This window comes from Methyloceanibacter sp., assembly GCF_035650995.1.
Lineage (GTDB): Bacteria > Pseudomonadota > Alphaproteobacteria > Rhizobiales > Methyloligellaceae > Methyloceanibacter.
Map to the genome: position 1 here is coordinate 1 of NZ_DASRGO010000157.1, position 18,255 is coordinate 18,255.

The following is an 18,255-nucleotide window of genomic DNA, read 5'->3' on the forward strand; positions in this document are numbered from 1 at the left end:
TCGCCGTCGCGCTTCACCACCACGTCCTTCACGTAGCGCGCCGGGATGATGTTGGCCGTCTTGATGTCGAGCTGCATGCCGTTCGAGTTCGGGTGCTTGATCATCACCTGGCCGGACCAGATCGGGTTAGCCTCGAGTGCGGGCGGGAACACCTTGACGATGGTCTTGCCGAGATCGACGTTCTCGGTATCGGGGTCCTTGGCCTGCATGGCGCCGCAGCCGCCCGAGGCCGCCACGAACTTGGTCGCCATGTGAAGCACCCCATCCTCGGTCTCGAGCACGGCGCGCACGTGGGAGAAATTGTCGATGCGCACGCGCGTCGAGAAGCTTCGCTCGCCGCCTTGGCCGGCCGCGGGCCCGAAGGCGATCTTGGCCACCATCGGATCGGGGTTCTTGTCGATGAACAGCGTGAGCGACGTGATCTTCTGCTTGACCTCCGGCGGCACGTGCACCGTGATCGGCACGAGCGCCGGGTCGTCGGCGGTATAGGGGGCATCGAGCGTCACCACCCCGTCCTCGGCGCTGATCGGCCGGTCGCCGAACGCCTGCTTTTTGAGGACGGCCCAGTCGTTGTCGTCGGCGAGCGCCGCAAGCGGCGACGCCGCAAGCGCGAGCGCGGCAACGCCGCAAGCCAGAGCGAGCTTCTTTAGCGCAAGCGTCATGGCACGATCTCCCGATGACTTTGCCCTATCATATCACTCCCATTCGAGCTCTGCGAAGGCCGCCGTGACGTTGCGGACGTGATAGTGGTCGAACAGCGTCCAGGCGTCTTTGTCCTCGAACCCCGCGGTTTTGACGGCGTCTTCGAGCGTTTTGCCCTCCTTGATGAGCCGCCTCACGTCGTTCGCAATATCCGCAAGATAGCGCTGCTCGGGATCGAAGGCTTGTGGCAGCTCCATCGCGTGCGGCCCGTGGCCCGGCACCACGCGGGCCGCGTTCCGCGTCTTGAGCTCGTCGATCAGGGCGAGCCAGCCCTTGATCGAGCCGTCGAGCGTCGGCACGTGCACCGAGAACAGAAGATCGCCGAGGAACAGCGTGTTGGTCGCGCTGTCGGTGATGATCAGGTCGTTGTCGGTGTGCGCGGTACGTTGCGGCTCGAGCACAAGGCTCCGGCCGCCGAGATCGAGCGTGATCTTGTCCTCGACCTTGAGCGAGGGGAGGATGATCTCGATGCCTTCGAAGGCCTGCGGCCCCAGCATCTCCTTGTTGATGGCGAGATAGCGCTCGGCCCGGCTCGCAAGCCCGCGCGCGAGTTTGTAATGGCCGACGAAGGTCGGCGCGTCCTGTTTGAACGCCGCATTGCCGAACACGTGGTCGGGATGCATGTGCGTGTTGATCACGTAGCGGATCGGCTTGTCGGTCGCCGCACGAATGGCGGCGAGAAGCTCGCGCCCCGCCACGCAACTTCCGAGCGTGTCGATCACCGCCACGCACTCAGTGCCGACGACGAAGCTCGCATTCGCCATGTCGCCGCGATTGTCTGGCGACTGTAGCTCATAGCGGCCCTGATGCACGAAGATGCCGGGCGCGATCTCGGTCACCTCCGCCGCATCGCCGGCGCGCGCGGGGAAAGCGCGGAAGAGGGGCGCCGCGGCGAGCATAAGCGCCGCGCGGAGAAAATCCTGACGCGTGATCAGCGTGCGGCCGCACATTCGAGGCTTTCCTCTTTCATCTCAATGGGCTCGCGCGAACCATTCAAGTCACGCATGCGGCAAAGTTGGGGCAGGGAACCCTCGCTTTTCCCTCGCGTTGACCCTTCATATCGCGCCGGTCTCCGGCGCAAACCAAGGAGAAAGGCGATGAAATATCTAATGACAGGCGCGGCGGCTCTGGGTGCCCTCGCTCTCGTCGCGATCTCTCCCGGCACTGCCGAGGCGCGCCACGGATGGTGGGGTGGCCCGAGCTTCAGCATCTATGTCGGACCGCGCTATCCCCATTATGGGTACTACAGTTACCGCTACCGCCACCATTACCACCCGTATGCCTACGGTTACGGGCCGAGGTGGAAATACCGGTATCGGGACCGGGATTGGGATTAGAGCAGAACGGCGTCGAACGGTAGGCCGTAGTCGCCATCCCAATCCGAAAGGGCCGGCCTCGCGCCGGCCCTTTTGGTTTTCATACTATTCGTATACGTTACGCGCGCGGGAATAGGGAGGGTGCTTGCATGCGGATTCTTCTTCTTTTGATCGTGATCATCGCCGTGCTTGTCGTGGTGCAGGCGCAACGGCACCATTGTAAGTACGACAGCACGTTGATCAATTGCGTGCTTGGCAAATCGGGGGGCGAAACACCGGCTCCGTCGACGGGTGGCGCTGAGACGCCAGCTCCGGCGCCCGAGGCCCCCGCTGCCCCGTCGACGCCGGCTCCGGCCCAATAGGTCCGAGGCCTCAGTCGCAAGAATGGGGTGATCCCGTCCGGTGCGTCCTGGTGGCGCGCCGGACCTTTCCGCTCGCGCAAATTTCAGGGCAAAGCCGCATGCGCTTCGGGCAATGGAGCGCCCCTCCCGTCGGGAAAAATGCGCCGCACCCGTACTCTGCGCGTCTGTCTTGCCATTGACAGCGAGAAGTTCCTCTGAGCTATCCTCTGGCGCCGCGAAAAACCGCGCCCCCCATCCGCTCATCCGGTCCGTCTTTGCATGACATCTTCGCGAAAATACGCCGAGATTGCCGCGGCGGCGCTTGGTAAAGTGCTGCCTCCGGGGACCGATCCCACAAGCGTAGCCGACATCGTCGAGAGTGTCTTGGCCGAGGCGTCGCGCGAGCATCGAGAAGAGGAGCGGCGGCACGTGGCCGAGGCGAAGGCCGCTGCCGAAGAGAAGCTTGCGCGGTTGCTCGATGCCTCTCCGGCCGTGATTTACAGCTTCGCGGCGAGCGGCGATTTCGCCCCGACCTTCGTCAGCGCCAATATCGAGCGCCTGTTCGGCTACAACCCGAGCGAATATCTGCACAACCCGAACTTCTGGCGCGCTCGCGTCCACCCCGATGACCTCGCACGAGTGGAGCAGGAGGTGGGGAACCTGTTCGCGACCGGGAGGCAAGCCATCGAATATCGCTTCCGCCGCAAGGACGGCTCCTATTGCTGGGTGAACGACGACCAGCATCTCATCCACGACGAGAAGGGCGAGCCGAAGGAGATCGTCGGCTCCTGGAGCGACATCACCGCGCGCAAAGCCGCCGAAGCCGCCGGGGACGAGGCGCGGAGGCGTCTCTCGCTTCTGCTCGAGACGGCGCCCTCGGTGATCTACTCGTTCAAGGCCAGGGACGATTACGCGCCGACCTTCATCAGCGAGAACATCAAGCGGCTGCTTGGCTATTGTCCCGCCGAATATCTGAAGGATCCATCCTTCTGGCGCGCTCGCGTCCACCCAGATGACATCGATCGGGTCGAGGCCGAGCTGGTCAAGGTCTTCGAGCAGGGCAAGAACACCTCGGAATACCGCTTCCGCAAGAAGGACGGCGAGTATCGCTGGGTCAGCGACGAGCAGCATCTCATCCGCGACGAGGGCGGCGAGCCCTTCGAGATCGTGGGCTCGTGGAGCGACGTGACCGACCGCAAGCGTGCCGAGGAGGCCGAGGACGCCGCCCGCGCGCGGCTGTCGACCTTGCTCGAGAGCGCGCCGTCGGTGATCTATTCGTTCAAGGCCAGGGACGATTACGCCCCGACTTTCGTCAGCGAGAATATCAAGCGGCTGCTCGGTTACTGCCCGGAGAAATATCTCGAGCACGCCGACTTCTGGCGTAACAACGTACATCCCGAAGACCTTGCCCAGGTCGAGGCCGAGCAGGCCAAGCTGTTCGAGAAGGGGCGCCACGCCGTCGAGTACCGCTTCCGCAAGAAGAACGGGACCTACATCTGGGTCAGCGATGATCAGTATCTCCTGCGCGACGAGAAGGGCGAGCCGGCCGAGATCGTCGGCTCGTGGAGCAACATCACCGCGCGCAAACAGGTCGAGCAGGAAAACAACGCTGCCCGCGCCCGCTTCGACCTGATGCTGCACTCCGCGCCGGCCGTGGTTTACAGCTTCGCCGCGACGGGTGACTTCTCGCCCACCTTCGTCAGCGAGAACATCAAGCGTGTGCTCGGCTACGAGCCCGACCAATATCTCAAGGACCCGGACTTCTGGCGCTCGCGCGTTCACCCCGATGATCTCGCCGAGGTCGAGGCGGCGCAGGCGAAGTTGTTCGAGCAAGACCGCCACATGGCGGAGTATCGCTTCCTCAAGGCCGACGGCTTCTATTGCTGGGTGAGCGACGAGCAGCACCTGGTGCGCGACCAGCACGGCCATCCGCTCGAGGTGATCGGCTCGTGGAGCGAAGTCACCGCGCGCAAGACGGCCGAGCAGGCGGCCTTGCAGCAGAGCGAGCAGCGCCTCACCGACGCCATCAGCTCGATCACCGAAGGCTTCGCGCTGTACGATTCGGAAGACCGGCTCGTGCTCGGCAATCACAAATATTACGAGCTGTTCGATTTCGGCGAGGGGCCCCCCAAGCCGGGCATGACCTTCGCGGAGATCATCGAGGGCGCCGTGGCCAACGGCTTGATCGAGGACGCGAGAGGGCGCGCCGAGGGCTGGGTCCGCCAGCGCCTCGACGAGCACCGCCACCCGGGCGAGCCTCTGCTTCAGCGGCGCTCCGACGGACGCTGGCTCCAGATCAGCGAGCGCCGCACCGAGGCGGGCGGCACCGTCGCCGTTTATAGCGACCTTACCGAGGTCAAGGAGAGCGAGCAGCGCGCGGCCGCCGCCAATCAGCTCATCCTCCAGAGCCTCCGTTATGCGAGCCGCATTCAGTCGGCAGTCCTTCCGGCCCGGCGTGAGCTTGACGCCGTGGCGGCCGATCATTTCCTCATCTGGGAGCCGCGCGACATCGTTGGCGGCGATTTCTTCTGGTTCCAGCCGATCGAACAGGGCTATGCCGTCATGGTCGGCGACTGCACCGGCCACGGCGTTCCCGGCGCCTTCATGACGCTGATCGCCTGGGGCCTTCTCGACCGCATGCTGCGCGCCGCCTCGAGCGACAAGCCGAGCGAAGTGCTGGCGGGTCTCCATCGCGGCGTACAGAGCCTGCTCGGCCAGAACGAGGAGGGCGGGGAAACCGACGACGGGCTCGAAGCCGGCGTCTGCTTCATCAAGCCTGACAAGCGCGAGATCAGCTTCGCCGGCGCGCGCTTCTCGTTGTGGCGGGCGAACCAGGACGGCGTCATCGAGATCAAGGGCGACCGCAAGGGCCTCGGCTACCGCCGCTATCCGCCCGCGACCACCTTCACCGACTTCACCTTCCCCTTCGACGACCGCGATGCCTTCTATTTGACCACCGACGGCCTGATCGACCAGATCGGCGGCCCGCGCGGGCGCTCCTTCGGCAAGCGGCGGTTCCAGGACATTCTGCTGCGAGCCCGCGGCGCCTCGATGCGCGAGCAGGAGATCCGGCTGCGCGAGGCGCTCGAGGCCTATCAAGGCGAGCAGCTCCGCCGGGACGATCTCACCGTCCTCGGCTTTGCCCCACATTCGTAGGAGACGCCGATGCTCGCAAGCCAACTGATGGACACGCGGGCGTTGCTCCATCGGCAGGGCGTGATCTTCGCCTATAGCGGCTACGTCACCGAGCCGGTCTTGAGCGGCGTCGGCGAGGCGCTCAAGCAGAAGCTCGCCATCGACGACGCCGACACCAAGACGCTGCGCAGCGTGTTCGCCGTGTTCGTCGAGCAGATGCAGAACATCATCCGCTATTCGGCCGAGCGGGCGCGCGCGAACCTGCCGCCTGCGGCCGACCAACGCGCGCTCATGGAGCTTCGCTACGGTATCCTCACCATAGGCAAGGAGGGCGACGACTATGTCGTGTGCGCGGGCAACCTCGTCGAGCGTTCCGACGTCGAGCGCCTGCGCGGCAAGCTCAGCCGCATCAGGGACATGAGCAAGGACGAGCTCAAGGCGCTCTACAAGGAGCAGCTCAGGGCCGAGCCGGAAGCCGGCAGCAAGGGCGCCGGGCTCGGCTTCATGGAGATCGCCCGGCGCGCATCGAAGCCGATCGAGTTCGATTTTGCCGACGTGGACGCCACCTATGCCTTTTTCGCCCTCAAGGCGAGCATCTGAGAGCCCGATCGATGCAGGACAAGATCGACATTGAAGCGACCTCCCGCACGCCGGCGGTCGCGTTCGACTTTGCCGCCAACCACCTTAGGATCAAGGGCGAGTCCTATCCGGAGGACGTGACAGAATTCTATGGCCCGGTGTTTACCGCGCTCGACGGCTATCTGGAGAAGCTCGGCGCCGGCAGCTGCCGCTTCGATTTCGAGCTCATCTACCTCAATTCGTCGAGCGCCAAGGCCATCATGATGCTGATGGACAAGCTCGAGGCGGCGGCCAAGAAAGGCGCCTCGATCGATGTCTATTGGTATTACGACAAGGAAGACGACACCATGCAGGAACTCGGCGAGGAGTTCGGCGAGGACCTCGAAAGCGCCAAGTTCCATCTCGAGAAGATGCCAGGCTGATGTCGTCGGACGATCTGTTCGCTGGCGAAGAGCGGGTGATCGCCGCGGCCCAGGCCCTTATCGACGACGGGCGTTTTGCCGATCGCGCCGACGCCAAGCTCTACGCCGAGCTGCTCAAGGATTATCAGAAGCTGTTCCGCACCACGCGCAGGCTGCTGCGCCTGAGCGATCGCAACGAGCAGCAGCTCAACGCCATGACCGCGGAGCAGCGCAAGGCGAACGAAATCATCGCCCAGAAGAACAAGGAGCTCGAGGCGCTGTCCAAGAAGCTCTCGAAATATCTGTCGCCGCAGATCTACCACTCGATCTTCACCGGCGCGCAGAACGTCGAGATCGCCTCCTCCCGCAAGAAGCTCACCATCTTCTTCTCCGACGTGGTCAATTTCACCGAGACCACCGACAAGCTCGAGTCCGAGGACCTCACCCAGCTTCTCAACCGCTATCTCACCGAGATGTCGAACATCGCGCTCGCGCACGGCGCCACCATCGACAAATATATCGGCGACGCCATCATGGTGTTCTTCGGCGATCCGGAATCGCGCGGAGTGAAGGAGGATGCGCGCGCCTGCGTGCGCATGGCGATCGCCATGCTGAAGCGCCTGCGCGAGCTCCAGTCCGAATGGCAGGAGCTCGGCGCCGAGAAGCCGTTCAAGGTGCGCATCGGCATCAACACCGGCTACGTCACGGTGGGCAATTTCGGCAGCCAGGACCGCATGGATTACACCATCATCGGCAGCACGGTGAATCTCACTGCCCGCCTTCAGTCCCATGCCGATATCGACGGCATCCTGCTCGGCCATGAGACCTATTCGCTGGTCAAGGACGAGGTCGCGGCCGAGGAGCACGCCCCGATCAAAGTGAAGGGGTTCGCCGAGCCGATCCGTTGCTACAAGGTGCTCGGACTCTATGATGACCTCGCCAATGAAGGTGCCGTGATCCGCGAGGAGACCGACGGATTCAAGCTGCTGCTCGACTTGAACAAGCGCGATAGGGCCGAGGCCATCAAGGCGCTCGAGTCGATCATCGCAAGGCTGAAAGAATGATCGCAAGGCCCGCGAAGGGCCACGACAAGAGACTGCCGGTGAAACAGCGCTACGCCGAGGAGTGTCAGGCCGAAGATGAGAAATTCCATGGAGTCCACGATCGTAAGCGCGATGTCTCCGGTTTGCCCTTACCGGAACCAGATGAGCGTAACGACTACGAACAGCGGCAAGAGGATCGCCCCCGACCACAGCATATAGCCGATAAAGCTCGGCATCTTGATACCGCGCTCCTCGCAGATCGAGCGCACCATGAAATTCGGCGCGTTACCGATATAGGTATTGGCGCCCATGAACACGGCTCCCGCCGAGATCGCGAGCAGGGTCGAGGCAAGCGGCCCCATCAGCGTCTTCGCATCGCCGCCGGCGAGATTGAAGAACGCAAGATAGGTCGGGGCGTTGTCGAGCACGCTCGACAGGATGCCGGTCAGCCAGAAATAGGCGGCATCGACCGGCCGCCCATCAGGGCCCGAGACGAACGCGAGCAGCGGGCCGAACGGTCCGGCGGCGCCGGCCTTCAGCATCGCCAGCACCGGGAACATGGTGATGAAGATGGCGGCGAACAGGATCGCCACCTCCTGCATCGGCCCCCAGGTGAAGGCGTTCTCGACGCGGATCGAGGATTTGGTGGTCCACCACGACAGCAGGCTCAAGGCGATCAGCACGAGATCGCGGGCAAGGCCTGCGACCGGCACGCCGAAGCCGAAGCCGGCGGGAACCTCGGCCTCGATCGGCCACGTTCCGCTGGCGAGTACGGTGAACGCGACCGCCATGAGATAGAGCACATTGTGCAATCCCTCGATGCGAAGTTCGCGCGGCGCCATTTTCCGCGCTCTTACCTCGGCATGCTCGCGGCTCCAGCGGAAGCGGTCGATGACATAGAACAGCGCGAGCAGGACCCCGCTCACGAACAGCATGGGTCCGAGCATCGCTCCGAGCGTCCAGAAGAAATCGACGCCCTTGAGGAAGCCGAGATAGAGGGGCGGGAAGGGCGTGAGCGAGCCGCCGATATTGGCGATCAGGAAAATGAAGAACACGAAGACATGGGCATTGTACCGCCGGTGATGATTGGCGCTGATCACCGGGCGGATCAGGAGCATCGAGGCCCCGGTCGTCCCGAACAGATTTGCCGACAGCGTACCGAAGGCGAGCAGCGCCGTATTGGTCGCGGGCGTGCCGACCAGATTGCCGCGGACCCTGATGCCTCCAGCCACCACGAACAGGGTGAACAGAAGGATGATGAAAGGCAGATAATCGAGGAGGAGGGTGTGTGCGACTTCGGCGGCGGACCTTCCGGCGCCGAAGGCCACCATGTACGGCACGAGCAAAGCGGCGATCCAGAGAACCGCGACTTTGCCGAAATGACGCTCCCAGAAATGCGGCAAGGCAAGCGGCAGAAGCGCGATGGAAAGGAGAAGCCCGGCGAAGGGAAGCCCCCAAAGGAGGCTCGAGCCTGCGCCGTCGAACGGTGCGGCGGCAAGAGTCGCTTGGGCGGAGCTCACGAGCCTCGCGGTCATGGCATAGGGAAATCGCCGATTTGCGGGCATGGGCGCAAGCGCGATCGGCAGGCCTGGGCACCAATTGCAGCGGAAAGAGGGGCCGCAGCTTAAGGCTAGGAGCGGTCGCGCTTATCGAACGGCAGGTCGTCGTTGGCCGGAAGCCGACGCGCGCTCTCGCGGAGCGCCTCTTTCAAGGAGATCGGCCGGCTGTAGCGCCGCAAGAGGTCGGTGAAGGCCTCGTCGGCGAGCTCGTCGAGGCTCTTGCCGCTGTCGCGCGCAAGCAGCACGAGCGCCTGCCAGATTTCCGGCCTGAACTCGATCAACTTGCGTTTGGCGTCGCTGCGGCGCTTGGGGACCAACATGGATCAAGCATAGCCGATTCGCCGCCGCCTTGCTCTAGCCGCTGCTCGGAGCGATCACGTTGAGCGCGCGCGGCCGCGAACGGTACCTGAGCGGGGTGTGCAGGAAGCGCACCTCGCCGTCGAGCGCGACCGGCAGCCGGCTCGCCTTTGCCCCGATCTCGGCCTCTTTCAGCCTGAACGTGTCGAGATCGCGCATCTGGTCGAGATGTCCGAAGCACAGCCGCCACACCATCAGCAGGAACTCGAGCGGACTGCGCGGCTTCACCACGTAAAGCCACAGCTCCCCGCGATCGAGATGCTGCCTCCGGCCGAGGTGGAAGAGCTCGGTCCTGTAGGCGTTGTTCCCGACGAAGACGCAAGGCGTCCGGTACGGGCGCTCGAAGCCTTGCGCGGAGATGCGCAGCTTCCGCCGCGGGAAATGCCGCATCATGCGGAAGAAGGCCGGGATCATCGCCATCCATTTGGCAAGCTTGTGCGTGGCCCTCCGCCGCTCGCGGTCGATCACCATGTAGGGGTAGATGCCGATCGAGGAGTTGTTGATGAAGCTGTGACCGTTGACCTCTGCGAGGTCCATCGCGCGGACATGGCCGTTGGCGATAACCCCCGCCGCCGCCTCGGCATTCAGCGGCAGCCCGAGGTCCTTGGCGAAATGGTTGAGCGTGCCGAAGGGCAGCACGCCGAGCGGCACGTCCGTGTCGGCGAGAACGCTGGCCACGGTTCTCACGCTGCCGTCCCCGCCGCCGACCACCACGGCGTCGATTTCCCCGCGCTTCGCCTGCTTGAGCGCCGTCTCGGCCGCTTGGCGCAAGTCCTCGCCGTCGACGAAGAGGATGCGAGCGGCCACGCCGTGATGGGCGAAGGCCGATGACAGCTCGCTGTCGATGTTCGCGGCAAGCTTCTGGCTGAAGGCGCCCGCGCCTGCATTCAAGAGGACCGCCACCCGCTTCACGGGGACGATCTGAGGACGGTCGAGGGCAGGGGCTTCCGCCATAGTCGCGAGTCTTCGCTTTTGAGTGCGGAACCCTATCAGCGCGAAGAACGATCAGAAAGTGCGCCGCCTGGCCTCACATTCGCTCGTCCGCGCCTAAGTTCGGCTCGAGATGAAAACGCGTGGCCCCGCCGAAACTCTGCCGCTTGACCGCAGGCACCGTGGTCCCGTTCTTGGCGCGCCTGAGCCAGCTTCTCACCGCGAGGTCGAGCACCTTTGGGCCGAGCCGCCCGAGGTCGAGATGGTAGACGATCCAGTAGAGCATGGGGACCATGCGCCCATAAACGGACAACGGGGCGCATGGGTTGCACGGGTTTTGGGGCGGATTTTCGGGGGAATCGTGACGAGAGGCGGGCGGGGGCGCTTCAGCCCTTCATCGCCTCCTCGATATAGAGCCTGCGGAAGGTGCGCGCGACCGGGCCCGGCCGGCCATCGCCGATCTTGTGACCGTCGATCTCCACGATCGGCAGCACGAAGGCCGACGCCGCCGACATGAACGCCTCGCGGGCGGAAAACGCCTCGGCCACGGTGAACGGACGCTCCTCAACTCTGACGCCTTCGCTCATGGCGAGGCTCAGCACGGCGCGCCGCGTGATCCCGGGCAGAATATGGTGCCCGAGCGGTTGGGTCCTGACCACGCCGTCGGCATCGAGGATGAAGGCGGTCGAGGAGGTTCCTTCGGTCACGACGCCATTTTCGACCATCCAGCCTTCATAGGCGCCCTTGAGCTTGGCCGCCTGCTTGCCCATGGCCTGGCCGAGCATCGACGTCGATTTGATGTCGCGCCGCTTCCAGCGGATGTCGGGAATGGTGATCACTTTCACCCCCGTCTCCGCATAGGGGTTGTCGATCAAAGGGCGGCTCTGGGTGAAGGCGACGACCGTCGGCGCGGCATTGTCGGGATAGGCGAAATCGCGGTCGGCGACCCCGCGCGTGATCTCGAGATAGACGATGCCCTCGTTGACCTCGTTCCGCGCGATCAGTTCCCAATGCAGCGCCCGGAGCGCGTCGTGGCTGAGAGGAGGGGTCAGCGCGATCTCCGCGAGCGAGCGGTCGAGCCGCGCAAGATGCGGCTCGAAATCGACGAGGCGCCCGTCGAGCACCGCGGTGACCTCGTAGACGGCATCGCCGAACAGGAAAGCGCGGTCGAACACCGAGACCTTGGCCTCCGTCTCGGGCACATAGCTGCCGTTCACATAGACGATGCGCGACATGGGTCAGGAGGAACGGCAATGAACCAAGGCGCAGCCGCTCCTAGCACGATGAGGAGGTAGGCTGGATCGCAAGGCCGGCCTCCTTGATGAGAGTGAGGTCATCCTCGGTGTCGTTGTTGGCGGTGGTGAGCAGCTTATCGCCGTAGAAGATCGAGTTGGCGCCGGCGAGGAAGCAGAGGATCTGCGCTTCGCGGGTAAGCGAGCGCCGCCCGGCCGACAGCCGCACATGGGAGAGCGGCATGAGGATGCGCGCCGTCGCCACCATGCGCACGAGATCAAGCGGATCGACCGGAGGGGCCTCTTGAAGCGGGGTTCCGCTCACTGGGACGAGCGCATTGATGGGAACGCTCTCCGGATGCGGATTGAGATTGGCAAGCGTCTGGAGAAGCCGCGCCCGGTCCTCGAGGCTCTCGCCCATGCCGATGATGCCGCCGCAGCAGACTTCGATGCCCGCCTCGCGCACGCAAGCGATGGTGTCGAGCCGGTCCTGATAGGTCCGCGTGGTGATGATGTTGCCGTAGAATTCGGGCGAGGTGTCGAGATTGTGGTTGTAGGCGGTGAGCCCCGCCTCGGCGAGCCGCTCGGCCTGGGAGCGGTTCAGCATGCCGAGAGTGACGCAAGCCTCCATGTCGAGCGCGCGCACGCCTCTCACCATGGCGAGAACGGCCTCGAAGGCCGGCCCGTCCTTCACCTCGCGCCAGGCCGCCCCCATGCAGAAGCGGCTCGCGCCCGCCTCCTTGGCGGCCCGCGCCTTGGCCAGTACGTCGTCGACGTCGAGCATGGTCTCGCGCTTGAGCCCCGTCTCCTTGGCGTAATGGGCCGATTGCGGGCAATATTTGCAGTCCTCGGGGCAGGCGCCGGTCTTGATCGACAGCAGGCTCGCAAGCTGCACCTCGCCGTCCGGGTGGTGGCGCCGATGCACCGCCCGTGCCCGATCGATCAGATCGAGCAGGGGGAGGGTGAGGAGGGAAAGAACGTCTTCGGCCTCCCAGTCATGACGCAGCTCATGCGCCGATTTCGGCTCAATCGGGCCCTTAGCCCGGCCGGCCTTGCCATTGATGGGATTCACGCTTTCGATGATGTCCGTCACGGTCTTGAGCGTTCTGATTGCTGCTGATTTCCGACCCCGCTAATACAGGATGATGCCGGGAAGCGAAAGCAGGTACCAGGCCTTTCTCGAAGGCCTCGCGCGCGAGAGCTTGCGGCGCAAGCTGACCGAGGTCAGCCCCGTCGATGCGCGCACCATCCGCGTGGAAGGCCACGACTACGTCAATCTCGCGAGCAACGACTATCTCGCGCTCCGCTTCCACCGGGAGCTGATCGAACGGGCGCGGGAATGGGCTGAGCGCTACGGAGTGGGCTCGGGCGCCTCGCGCCTCGTCACCGGCAATGTCGACCTCTTCGCCCGGATCGAAGCGAAGGTCGCCAAGCTCAAGGGGAAGCCATCGGCGCTCGTGATGGCTTCAGGCTTCCAGGCCAATGCCGCGATCCTCGCCGCCCTCTTCGACCGCACTGTGCTTGGCGCCGAACCGCTTGTGTTTGCCGACCGGCTCAATCACGCGAGCATGCATTTCGGCTGCAAGGCGGCCGGCATTCGCGAGCACCGCTACCGCCATGGCGATGCCGCCCATCTCACCGAGCTTCTGAATCAAAATCAACACGATAACAGGCCGAAATTCATCCTGACCGAGAGCGTCTTCTCCATGCACGGCGACGTGGCGCCGCTCACAGAGATTGCGCGTCTCGCGCGCGCGTATGACGCCTGCCTCATCGTCGATGATGCGCATGCGACCGGCATATTGGGCGAGGGGGGACGTGGGCTCTCGGACGGGGCCGACATTGTCATCGGCACCTTCTCCAAGGCGCTCGGGAGCTTCGGCGCCTATGTTGCCGGGTCGGCCACGCTCCGCGACTATTTGATCAATCGCTGCAGCGGGCTGATCTACTCGACCGCGCTGCCGCCGCCCGTCCTTGGCGCGATCGACGCGGCGCTCGACCTGATTCCTTCCATGGATGCCGACCGCATCCATGTGGCGCGGCTCGCTGCCCGCTTCAGAGCGGGCGCCCACGCGCTCGGTTATGACACCGGCGCCTCGGCCACGCAGATCGTGCCGGTGATCGCAGGTGCACCGGAAGCCGCGCTGCAACTCGGCGAGCGGCTGCGCGGGGCGGGCTTCTGGGCGACCGCGATCAGGCCGCCGACGGTGCCGAAGGGCACGGCGCGGGTGCGGCTCGCCTTCACCGTGGCCCACAGCGAAAGCGACGTCGATCGCCTCCTCGAGGTTATGGCCGATGCGGCGTCGCCGGCCCTTGCGACGGCCCCCGCGCGAGCGCACCCTGCCTGATCGATGCATTTCGTCCTTGTTCACGGCTGGGGCTTCCATGCCGGCATCTTCGCCGACCTCTTTCCCCATCTTCAGGGAGCCGAGGTCACCCTGATCGACCTCGGCTTCGTTGGCGGAGGTCCGAAAGGAGCAAGCGACTGGCCGGACGACGCGGTCGCCGTCGGGCACTCGCTCGGTCTATTGTGGCTGCTCGAACAGGCCTTCGGCCGCTATAAGGGCCTCGTCAGCATCCAGGGCTTCGACTGCTTCTCTTGCCATGTGGCGCCCTCCAGACTCGCCGCGCTCAAGAGGGGGATCGAGCGGGAGCCGGGCGGCACGCTTAAGGCCTTCTGGCGCTCCTGTGGGGCCGCAGGGTTTGCCTTGCCCGAGGCGTTGAATGCGAAGAGGCTCGACGAAGGTTTGGATTGGCTTATGACATGGGACGCACGGAAGGCGAGGGAGGCGCTGACTTGCCCGGTCCTCGCGCTTGCCTCGCGCGACGACGTCATCGTGCCGCCTTCCATGAGCGAGGCAATCTGGGGAGAAGAGATTGTCTGGTCGCCGGATGGCGGCCACGTCCTGCCGTTGAGGCACCCTGAATGGTGCGCGCGCCATGTCCTTGAATTCGCCCATGCTCTCCCGTCGTAGCGCCGAGGTCGCGGCAGGCTTTTCCGCGCATGCCGAAAGCTATGAGCGTCATGCCGGCCTGCAGAAGGCGGTCGCCGCGCGGCTGGCGTCCTTCCTCCCGCCGCTCGACCGGCCAAGGGTGCTCGAGCTCGGCTGCGGCACGGGGCTGTTCAGCCGTCACCTGATCGAGCGCTACCCGGGCGCGGATTTTGTCCTGACCGATGCCTCTCCCGCGATGATCTCCGAATGTCGCCGGAACCTCGCCGGTTTGGACGAGGCCCAAATCGAATTTGCCGTCATGGATGCGAGCCGCCCGGCGGCCTTGGGGCATTTCGACCTGATAGCAACCAGCATGACGCTCCACTGGCTTTCCGAACAGAGGGCAAGCCTCGAGCGCCTGCGCCATCTGCTTGCGCCCTCCGGCGTCCTGCTCTATGCGGCGCTCGGGCCTGAGAGCTTCGCCGATTGGCACGCGGTCCTCGGCCGGCTCGGGCTCCCGAGCGGCACGGTGCCAATCGAGCCGCTACCCGGTGTCGTCGGGGAAGAGCATCTCGCTCCCGACCTGACCGCGCTCGATTTTCTCCGCCGCATGAAATCGGTGGGCGGTCTCACCCCGCGCGAAGGCTATCGGCCTCTTGCGCCCGGCGCGCTTCGCCGCGCCATCCGCGCCGCCGATGCCCTTCGGCGCCCCGTCACCTGGCACATCGTCTACGGCCGCCTTGAACCTTAATCACGTCATCGCCGGGCTTGACCCGGCGATCCACGGCCATTTGCCGCGGAGCTGGTTGCCCTGGATGCCCGGTTCAAGGCCGGGCATGACGGAGTTTTCGCTAGCCGAGCGTATCGAGGCCTTGGATCAGCCCGGCGTAGGCTCTGGAGAGCTCCTCGTCGGTGATGCAATAGGGCGGCATGAGGTAGAGGGTCGAGCCGAGCGGCCTGATATTGAGTCCGTGCGCGAGATACCAGTCGCGGAGCGCCCGGCTCTGCGCCGACTGATAGCCGCCGTTCGTGGACTTCACATCGAAAGCGAGGATCGAGCCAATAATGCGCGGGCGCGCCACGTCCTCGCGCGCGGCAAGCTCCGAGAGCGCGGCCCGGTGCCGCCCATTGATGCGGGCGATGCGCTCGAGCGTCTTCTCCTCCTCGAACAGCGCAAGCGAGGCGAGCCCGACCGCGCAGGCGAGCGGGTTCGCGGTGAAGGAATGGCCGTGAGGCAGCGCGCGTTCGAAGCTCTCGCCGAGAAAGGCCTCGAACACCGCCTCGCGCGCGACCGTCATCGCGAGAGGCACGTAGCCCGCGGTCAGGCCCTTCGACAGGCAGACGAGGTCGGGCACCACACCGGGCTGCTCCATGGCGAACATCGTGCCCGTGCGCCCGAAGCCGGTCGCCACCTCGTCGAAGATGACGAGCACGCCGGCTTTGCGCGCGATCGCGACAAGCCGCTTGAGGAAGCTCGGGCGGCAGAGGCGCATTCCGCCCGCGCCTTGCAGCAGAGGCTCGATGATGAGCGCGGCGATGGTCTGGCCGCGGTCTGACAGAAGCGCCTCGAAGGCCGAGAGCGCGCCCGCCTCGCGCTCGTCGGCGGCATCGTCGCCCTCGAAGGTGGAGGGGTAGGGCAGCACATAGACCTGGCACATCAGGTCTCGGAACGGGGTGAAGAACTGCGAGCCGCGCCCGAGCGACATGGCGCCGAGTGTGTCGCCGTGATAGCCGCCGTCGAAACCTACCAAGACGCGGCGCCGCGGCTCGCCGACATTGATCCAATATTGGTAGGCGATCTTGAGCGCGACCTCGACCGAGGTCGAGCCGTCGTCGGAGAAGAACACGCGCGAGAGATCGCCGGGCAGCCGTTCGGTGATCGCGGTGGCGAGATCGGCGGCGGGCTGGTGCGTGAAGCCGGCGAACATCACGTGCTCGAACTGAGCCGCTTGGCTCGCGAGCGCCGCGTTGATCTTGGGGTGGGAGTGCCCGTGCGTGCACGTCCACCACGAGGAGACGAGGTCGAGGATCTCCTTACCCTCGGCGTCGAACAGGGACGCGCCTTTGGCGCGGGTAATCACGATCGGGTCGCCCTCGGTGCCGTGCTGGGTGAAGGGGTGCCAGACATGGCGCTTATCGCGCGCCAGCACCTCGGTCGCCAGGGCTTCGCTCTGCCTCGGTTTCGGACCGTCGTTCATGACCGTGCGAGCTTTATGAGGTCGAGCTCGGGCTCGATAGCCTGGAGCGTGGACCGGTTCACCTCGTCGAGCCACGGGATTTCCGCGATCACCGCGACCTTGCCGTAGCGTTCGATGGCGGCGCGGTTGTGCGGCGTCTCGGGTCCGTTGATGACCACGCCCGCAAGCGCAAGCCCGCGCCGCCTTATCGATTCGAGCGAGAGCAGTGTGTGGTTGATGGTGCCGAGCGTCGAGCGCGCGACGAGGATGACCGGCAGATGGAGGTCGATCGCAAGATCGGCCATATAGGCCTCATTGTTGAGGGGCACCAGGAGCCCGCCCGCGCCCTCGGCCACGAGGGGCCGGTCGGTCGAAGGAGGAACGAGTTTCGCCATCTGGATTTCGATTCCGGCGCGCCGGGCCGCCTCGTGCGGCGCAATCGCCTCTTCGAGCACATAGGCCTCGGGCAAGATGCGTTCGGGCGGAATCTCGGCGAGACGCCGCACCGTTGCCGAATCCGTCTCGGGGTCAACGCCGGCCTGGACCGGCTTCCAGTAGTTCGCGTCGAGATGCGTCATCAGCCAGGCAGAGACGAGCGTCTTGCCCACATCGGTGTCCGTCCCGGTGATGAAAAAACCTTCCACGCCTTGCTTCCTCCTGGCCTTTCAGCGCCGGGCGGACTGTATAGAGCCCGATCCTTCGAGGCAAAGGGGATGGACGGAGCAAGGGCTTTCGGGCGACAAATCGCCCGCCCATGATGTCCCGCGCCCGGCTTCTCTTCCCGATTGCGCTTCTCTGCCTTTGCCTCGGCGCCGTTCCGGCCGGGGCCAAGACGCTGCGCATGGCCTACGACTCCGACCCGACCTCGCTCGATCCGCACGAGCAGCTCTCGGGTGCGACCCTCCAGATGTCGCACCTCCTGTTCGATCCTCTCGTCCGTTTCAAGCAGGACCTCACCGTCGAGCCGCGGCTCGCCAAGAGCTGGGAGAAAATCGACGAGCGCACCACGCGGTTCCACCTGCGCGAAGGAGTGAAATTCCAGTCTGGCCGCACGCTCAGCGCGGAGGACGTGGTGTGGACCGTCAACCGCCTGAAACAAAGCCCAGACTTCAAGGCGCTGTTCGAGCCGTTCGAAGGAGCGAGGGTGATAGACGGCCTCACCGTCGATCTCATCACCAAGGGGCCGTACCCGCTCGTGATGAATCTCGCCACCTACATCTTCCCCATGGACCGGATCTTCTATTCAGGTACCGACGAGAAGGGCCGCCCCAAGGACGCCATCGTCAAATCGGGCTCCTCCTTCGCCTCGATGCATGCGAGCGGGACGGGGCCGTTCATCGTCACCGAGCGCGAGCCGGGCGTCCGCCTGGTCATGAAGCGCTTCGCCGACTACTGGGACAAGTCCTCGGCCGGCAACGTGGACGAGATCGTGTTCACGCCCATCAAGGAGCCGGCCACCCGCGTGGCGGCGCTGCTCGCCGGCGACGTCGATTTCATCGCGCCGGTGCCGCCGACCGATTTCGCCCGCATCGGGGCCGATCCCTGTTGCA

General features: G+C 65.0%; 20 protein-coding genes. 10 read left to right on the forward strand and 10 right to left on the reverse strand.

What is annotated here, in order from left to right; genetic code table 11:
* Positions 1 to 662 (reverse strand): quinoprotein dehydrogenase-associated SoxYZ-like carrier (locus VFB18_RS11850; protein WP_324975378.1); only part of this gene is annotated, 662 nt, incomplete at its 3' end.
* A gap of 33 nt (positions 663 to 695) precedes the next feature.
* A complete protein-coding gene (locus VFB18_RS11855; RefSeq protein ID WP_324975381.1) occupies positions 696 to 1,652 on the reverse strand; it encodes a quinoprotein relay system zinc metallohydrolase 2 in 957 nt (318 codons plus the stop codon).
* Between the two features lie 147 nt (positions 1,653 to 1,799).
* Here VFB18_RS11855 and VFB18_RS11860 point away from each other — a divergent pair, with 147 nt between their 5' ends.
* The 6 genes from VFB18_RS11860 to VFB18_RS11885 all read left to right on the forward strand — a co-directional run bounded on the left by VFB18_RS11860 (position 1,800) and on the right by VFB18_RS11885 (position 7,538).
* Entirely contained in the window at positions 1,800 to 2,039 is a 240-nt protein-coding gene (locus tag VFB18_RS11860) for a hypothetical protein (RefSeq protein WP_324975383.1), read from the forward strand.
* A 128-nt stretch (positions 2,040 to 2,167) separates the two neighbouring features.
* Positions 2,168 to 2,380: a hypothetical protein gene (locus VFB18_RS11865; protein ID WP_324975386.1), complete on the forward strand. Its 213-nt coding sequence runs from the start codon at positions 2,168 to 2,170 to the stop codon at positions 2,378 to 2,380.
* A 258-nt stretch (positions 2,381 to 2,638) separates the two neighbouring features.
* Positions 2,639 to 5,515 (forward strand): PAS domain-containing protein, encoded by a 2,877-nt coding sequence (locus tag VFB18_RS11870; protein WP_324975389.1) that lies wholly within the window; start codon positions 2,639 to 2,641, stop codon positions 5,513 to 5,515.
* Between the two features lie 9 nt (positions 5,516 to 5,524).
* Positions 5,525 to 6,094, forward strand: coding sequence for a SiaB family protein kinase (locus VFB18_RS11875; RefSeq protein WP_324975391.1), 570 nt, complete (start codon positions 5,525 to 5,527; stop codon positions 6,092 to 6,094).
* 11 nt (positions 6,095 to 6,105) lie between these two features.
* On the forward strand, positions 6,106 to 6,495 hold the full coding sequence (locus VFB18_RS11880) for a DUF1987 domain-containing protein (protein WP_324975393.1): 390 nt from the start codon (positions 6,106 to 6,108) through the stop codon (positions 6,493 to 6,495).
* Positions 6,495 to 7,538 (forward strand): adenylate/guanylate cyclase domain-containing protein, encoded by a 1,044-nt coding sequence (locus tag VFB18_RS11885; protein ID WP_324975396.1) that lies wholly within the window; start codon positions 6,495 to 6,497, stop codon positions 7,536 to 7,538. The genes VFB18_RS11880 and VFB18_RS11885 overlap by 1 nt, the downstream gene beginning before the upstream one ends.
* Positions 7,539 to 7,666: 128 nt before the next feature.
* Here the strand turns inward: VFB18_RS11885 and VFB18_RS11890 are convergent, their stop codons facing one another.
* The 6 genes from VFB18_RS11890 to bioB form a co-directional block, all read right to left on the reverse strand.
* Entirely contained in the window at positions 7,667 to 9,052 is a 1,386-nt protein-coding gene (locus VFB18_RS11890; RefSeq protein WP_324975398.1) for a sodium:proton antiporter, read from the reverse strand.
* Positions 9,053 to 9,147: 95 nt separating this feature from the next.
* Positions 9,148 to 9,396 carry a hypothetical protein gene (locus tag VFB18_RS11895; RefSeq protein WP_324975400.1) on the reverse strand — a complete coding sequence of 83 codons (249 nt, stop codon included), beginning with the start codon at positions 9,394 to 9,396 and terminating at the stop codon, positions 9,148 to 9,150.
* A 34-nt stretch (positions 9,397 to 9,430) separates the two neighbouring features.
* A complete protein-coding gene (locus VFB18_RS11900) occupies positions 9,431 to 10,387 on the reverse strand; it encodes a diacylglycerol/lipid kinase family protein (RefSeq protein ID WP_324975402.1) in 957 nt (318 codons plus the stop codon).
* A 73-nt stretch (positions 10,388 to 10,460) separates the two neighbouring features.
* On the reverse strand, positions 10,461 to 10,649 hold the full coding sequence (locus VFB18_RS11905) for a hypothetical protein (protein ID WP_324975405.1): 189 nt from the start codon (positions 10,647 to 10,649) through the stop codon (positions 10,461 to 10,463).
* A gap of 100 nt (positions 10,650 to 10,749) precedes the next feature.
* A complete protein-coding gene (locus VFB18_RS11910; protein ID WP_324975407.1) occupies positions 10,750 to 11,598 on the reverse strand; it encodes a D-amino-acid transaminase in 849 nt (282 codons plus the stop codon).
* A 40-nt stretch (positions 11,599 to 11,638) separates the two neighbouring features.
* Entirely contained in the window at positions 11,639 to 12,625 is a 987-nt protein-coding gene (bioB, locus tag VFB18_RS11915; protein WP_324975425.1) for a biotin synthase BioB, read from the reverse strand.
* 115 nt (positions 12,626 to 12,740) lie between these two features.
* Here bioB and VFB18_RS11920 point away from each other — a divergent pair, with 115 nt between their 5' ends.
* From VFB18_RS11920 to VFB18_RS11930, 3 genes are read left to right on the forward strand one after another with little or no spacing between them, the layout of a single operon-like run.
* On the forward strand, positions 12,741 to 13,943 hold the full coding sequence (locus VFB18_RS11920) for an 8-amino-7-oxononanoate synthase (RefSeq protein WP_324975410.1): 1,203 nt from the start codon (positions 12,741 to 12,743) through the stop codon (positions 13,941 to 13,943).
* 3 nt (positions 13,944 to 13,946) lie between these two features.
* On the forward strand, positions 13,947 to 14,570 hold the full coding sequence (locus VFB18_RS11925; protein WP_324975411.1) for a hypothetical protein: 624 nt from the start codon (positions 13,947 to 13,949) through the stop codon (positions 14,568 to 14,570).
* Positions 14,554 to 15,279, forward strand: a complete 726-nt coding sequence (locus tag VFB18_RS11930; RefSeq protein ID WP_324975414.1) for a methyltransferase — start codon at positions 14,554 to 14,556, stop codon at positions 15,277 to 15,279. Before VFB18_RS11925 ends, VFB18_RS11930 begins: the two co-directional genes overlap by 17 nt.
* Before the next feature lie 100 nt (positions 15,280 to 15,379).
* Here the strand turns inward: VFB18_RS11930 and bioA are convergent, their stop codons facing one another.
* Together bioA and bioD are read right to left on the reverse strand one after the other, a co-directional pair.
* Positions 15,380 to 16,726 carry an adenosylmethionine--8-amino-7-oxononanoate transaminase gene (bioA, locus tag VFB18_RS11935; RefSeq protein ID WP_324975416.1) on the reverse strand — a complete coding sequence of 449 codons (1,347 nt, stop codon included), beginning with the start codon at positions 16,724 to 16,726 and terminating at the stop codon, positions 15,380 to 15,382.
* Positions 16,723 to 17,349, reverse strand: a complete 627-nt coding sequence (bioD, locus tag VFB18_RS11940) for a dethiobiotin synthase (RefSeq protein ID WP_324975419.1) — start codon at positions 17,347 to 17,349, stop codon at positions 16,723 to 16,725. The genes bioA and bioD overlap by 4 nt, the downstream gene beginning before the upstream one ends.
* A gap of 110 nt (positions 17,350 to 17,459) precedes the next feature.
* Between bioD and VFB18_RS11945 the strand changes: the two genes are divergently transcribed.
* Positions 17,460 to 18,255: ABC transporter substrate-binding protein (locus VFB18_RS11945; RefSeq protein ID WP_324975422.1), on the forward strand; the 796-nt coding region annotated here is incomplete at its 3' end.

Coding starts and splice junctions, on each gene's coding strand:
- VFB18_RS11920 (WP_324975410.1), top strand. CDS start 12,741: ATGCCGGGAAGCGAAAGCAGGTACCAGGCCTTTCTCGAAGGCCTCGCG.
- VFB18_RS11865 (WP_324975386.1), top strand. CDS start 2,168: ATGCGGATTCTTCTTCTTTTGATCGTGATCATCGCCGTGCTTGTCGTG.
- VFB18_RS11910 (WP_324975407.1), bottom strand. CDS start 11,598: ATGTCGCGCATCGTCTATGTGAACGGCAGCTATGTGCCCGAGACGGAG.
- VFB18_RS11905 (WP_324975405.1), bottom strand. CDS start 10,649: ATGCTCTACTGGATCGTCTACCATCTCGACCTCGGGCGGCTCGGCCCA.
- VFB18_RS11890 (WP_324975398.1), bottom strand. CDS start 9,052: ATGACCGCGAGGCTCGTGAGCTCCGCCCAAGCGACTCTTGCCGCCGCA.
- VFB18_RS11870 (WP_324975389.1), top strand. CDS start 2,639: ATGACATCTTCGCGAAAATACGCCGAGATTGCCGCGGCGGCGCTTGGT.
- bioA (WP_324975416.1), bottom strand. CDS start 16,726: ATGAACGACGGTCCGAAACCGAGGCAGAGCGAAGCCCTGGCGACCGAG.
- VFB18_RS11930 (WP_324975414.1), top strand. CDS start 14,554: ATGCTCTCCCGTCGTAGCGCCGAGGTCGCGGCAGGCTTTTCCGCGCAT.
- VFB18_RS11860 (WP_324975383.1), top strand. CDS start 1,800: ATGAAATATCTAATGACAGGCGCGGCGGCTCTGGGTGCCCTCGCTCTC.
- VFB18_RS11855 (WP_324975381.1), bottom strand. CDS start 1,652: ATGTGCGGCCGCACGCTGATCACGCGTCAGGATTTTCTCCGCGCGGCG.
- VFB18_RS11880 (WP_324975393.1), top strand. CDS start 6,106: ATGCAGGACAAGATCGACATTGAAGCGACCTCCCGCACGCCGGCGGTC.
- VFB18_RS11875 (WP_324975391.1), top strand. CDS start 5,525: ATGCTCGCAAGCCAACTGATGGACACGCGGGCGTTGCTCCATCGGCAG.
- VFB18_RS11925 (WP_324975411.1), top strand. CDS start 13,947: ATGCATTTCGTCCTTGTTCACGGCTGGGGCTTCCATGCCGGCATCTTC.
- VFB18_RS11885 (WP_324975396.1), top strand. CDS start 6,495: ATGTCGTCGGACGATCTGTTCGCTGGCGAAGAGCGGGTGATCGCCGCG.
- VFB18_RS11900 (WP_324975402.1), bottom strand. CDS start 10,387: ATGGCGGAAGCCCCTGCCCTCGACCGTCCTCAGATCGTCCCCGTGAAG.
- VFB18_RS11895 (WP_324975400.1), bottom strand. CDS start 9,396: ATGTTGGTCCCCAAGCGCCGCAGCGACGCCAAACGCAAGTTGATCGAG.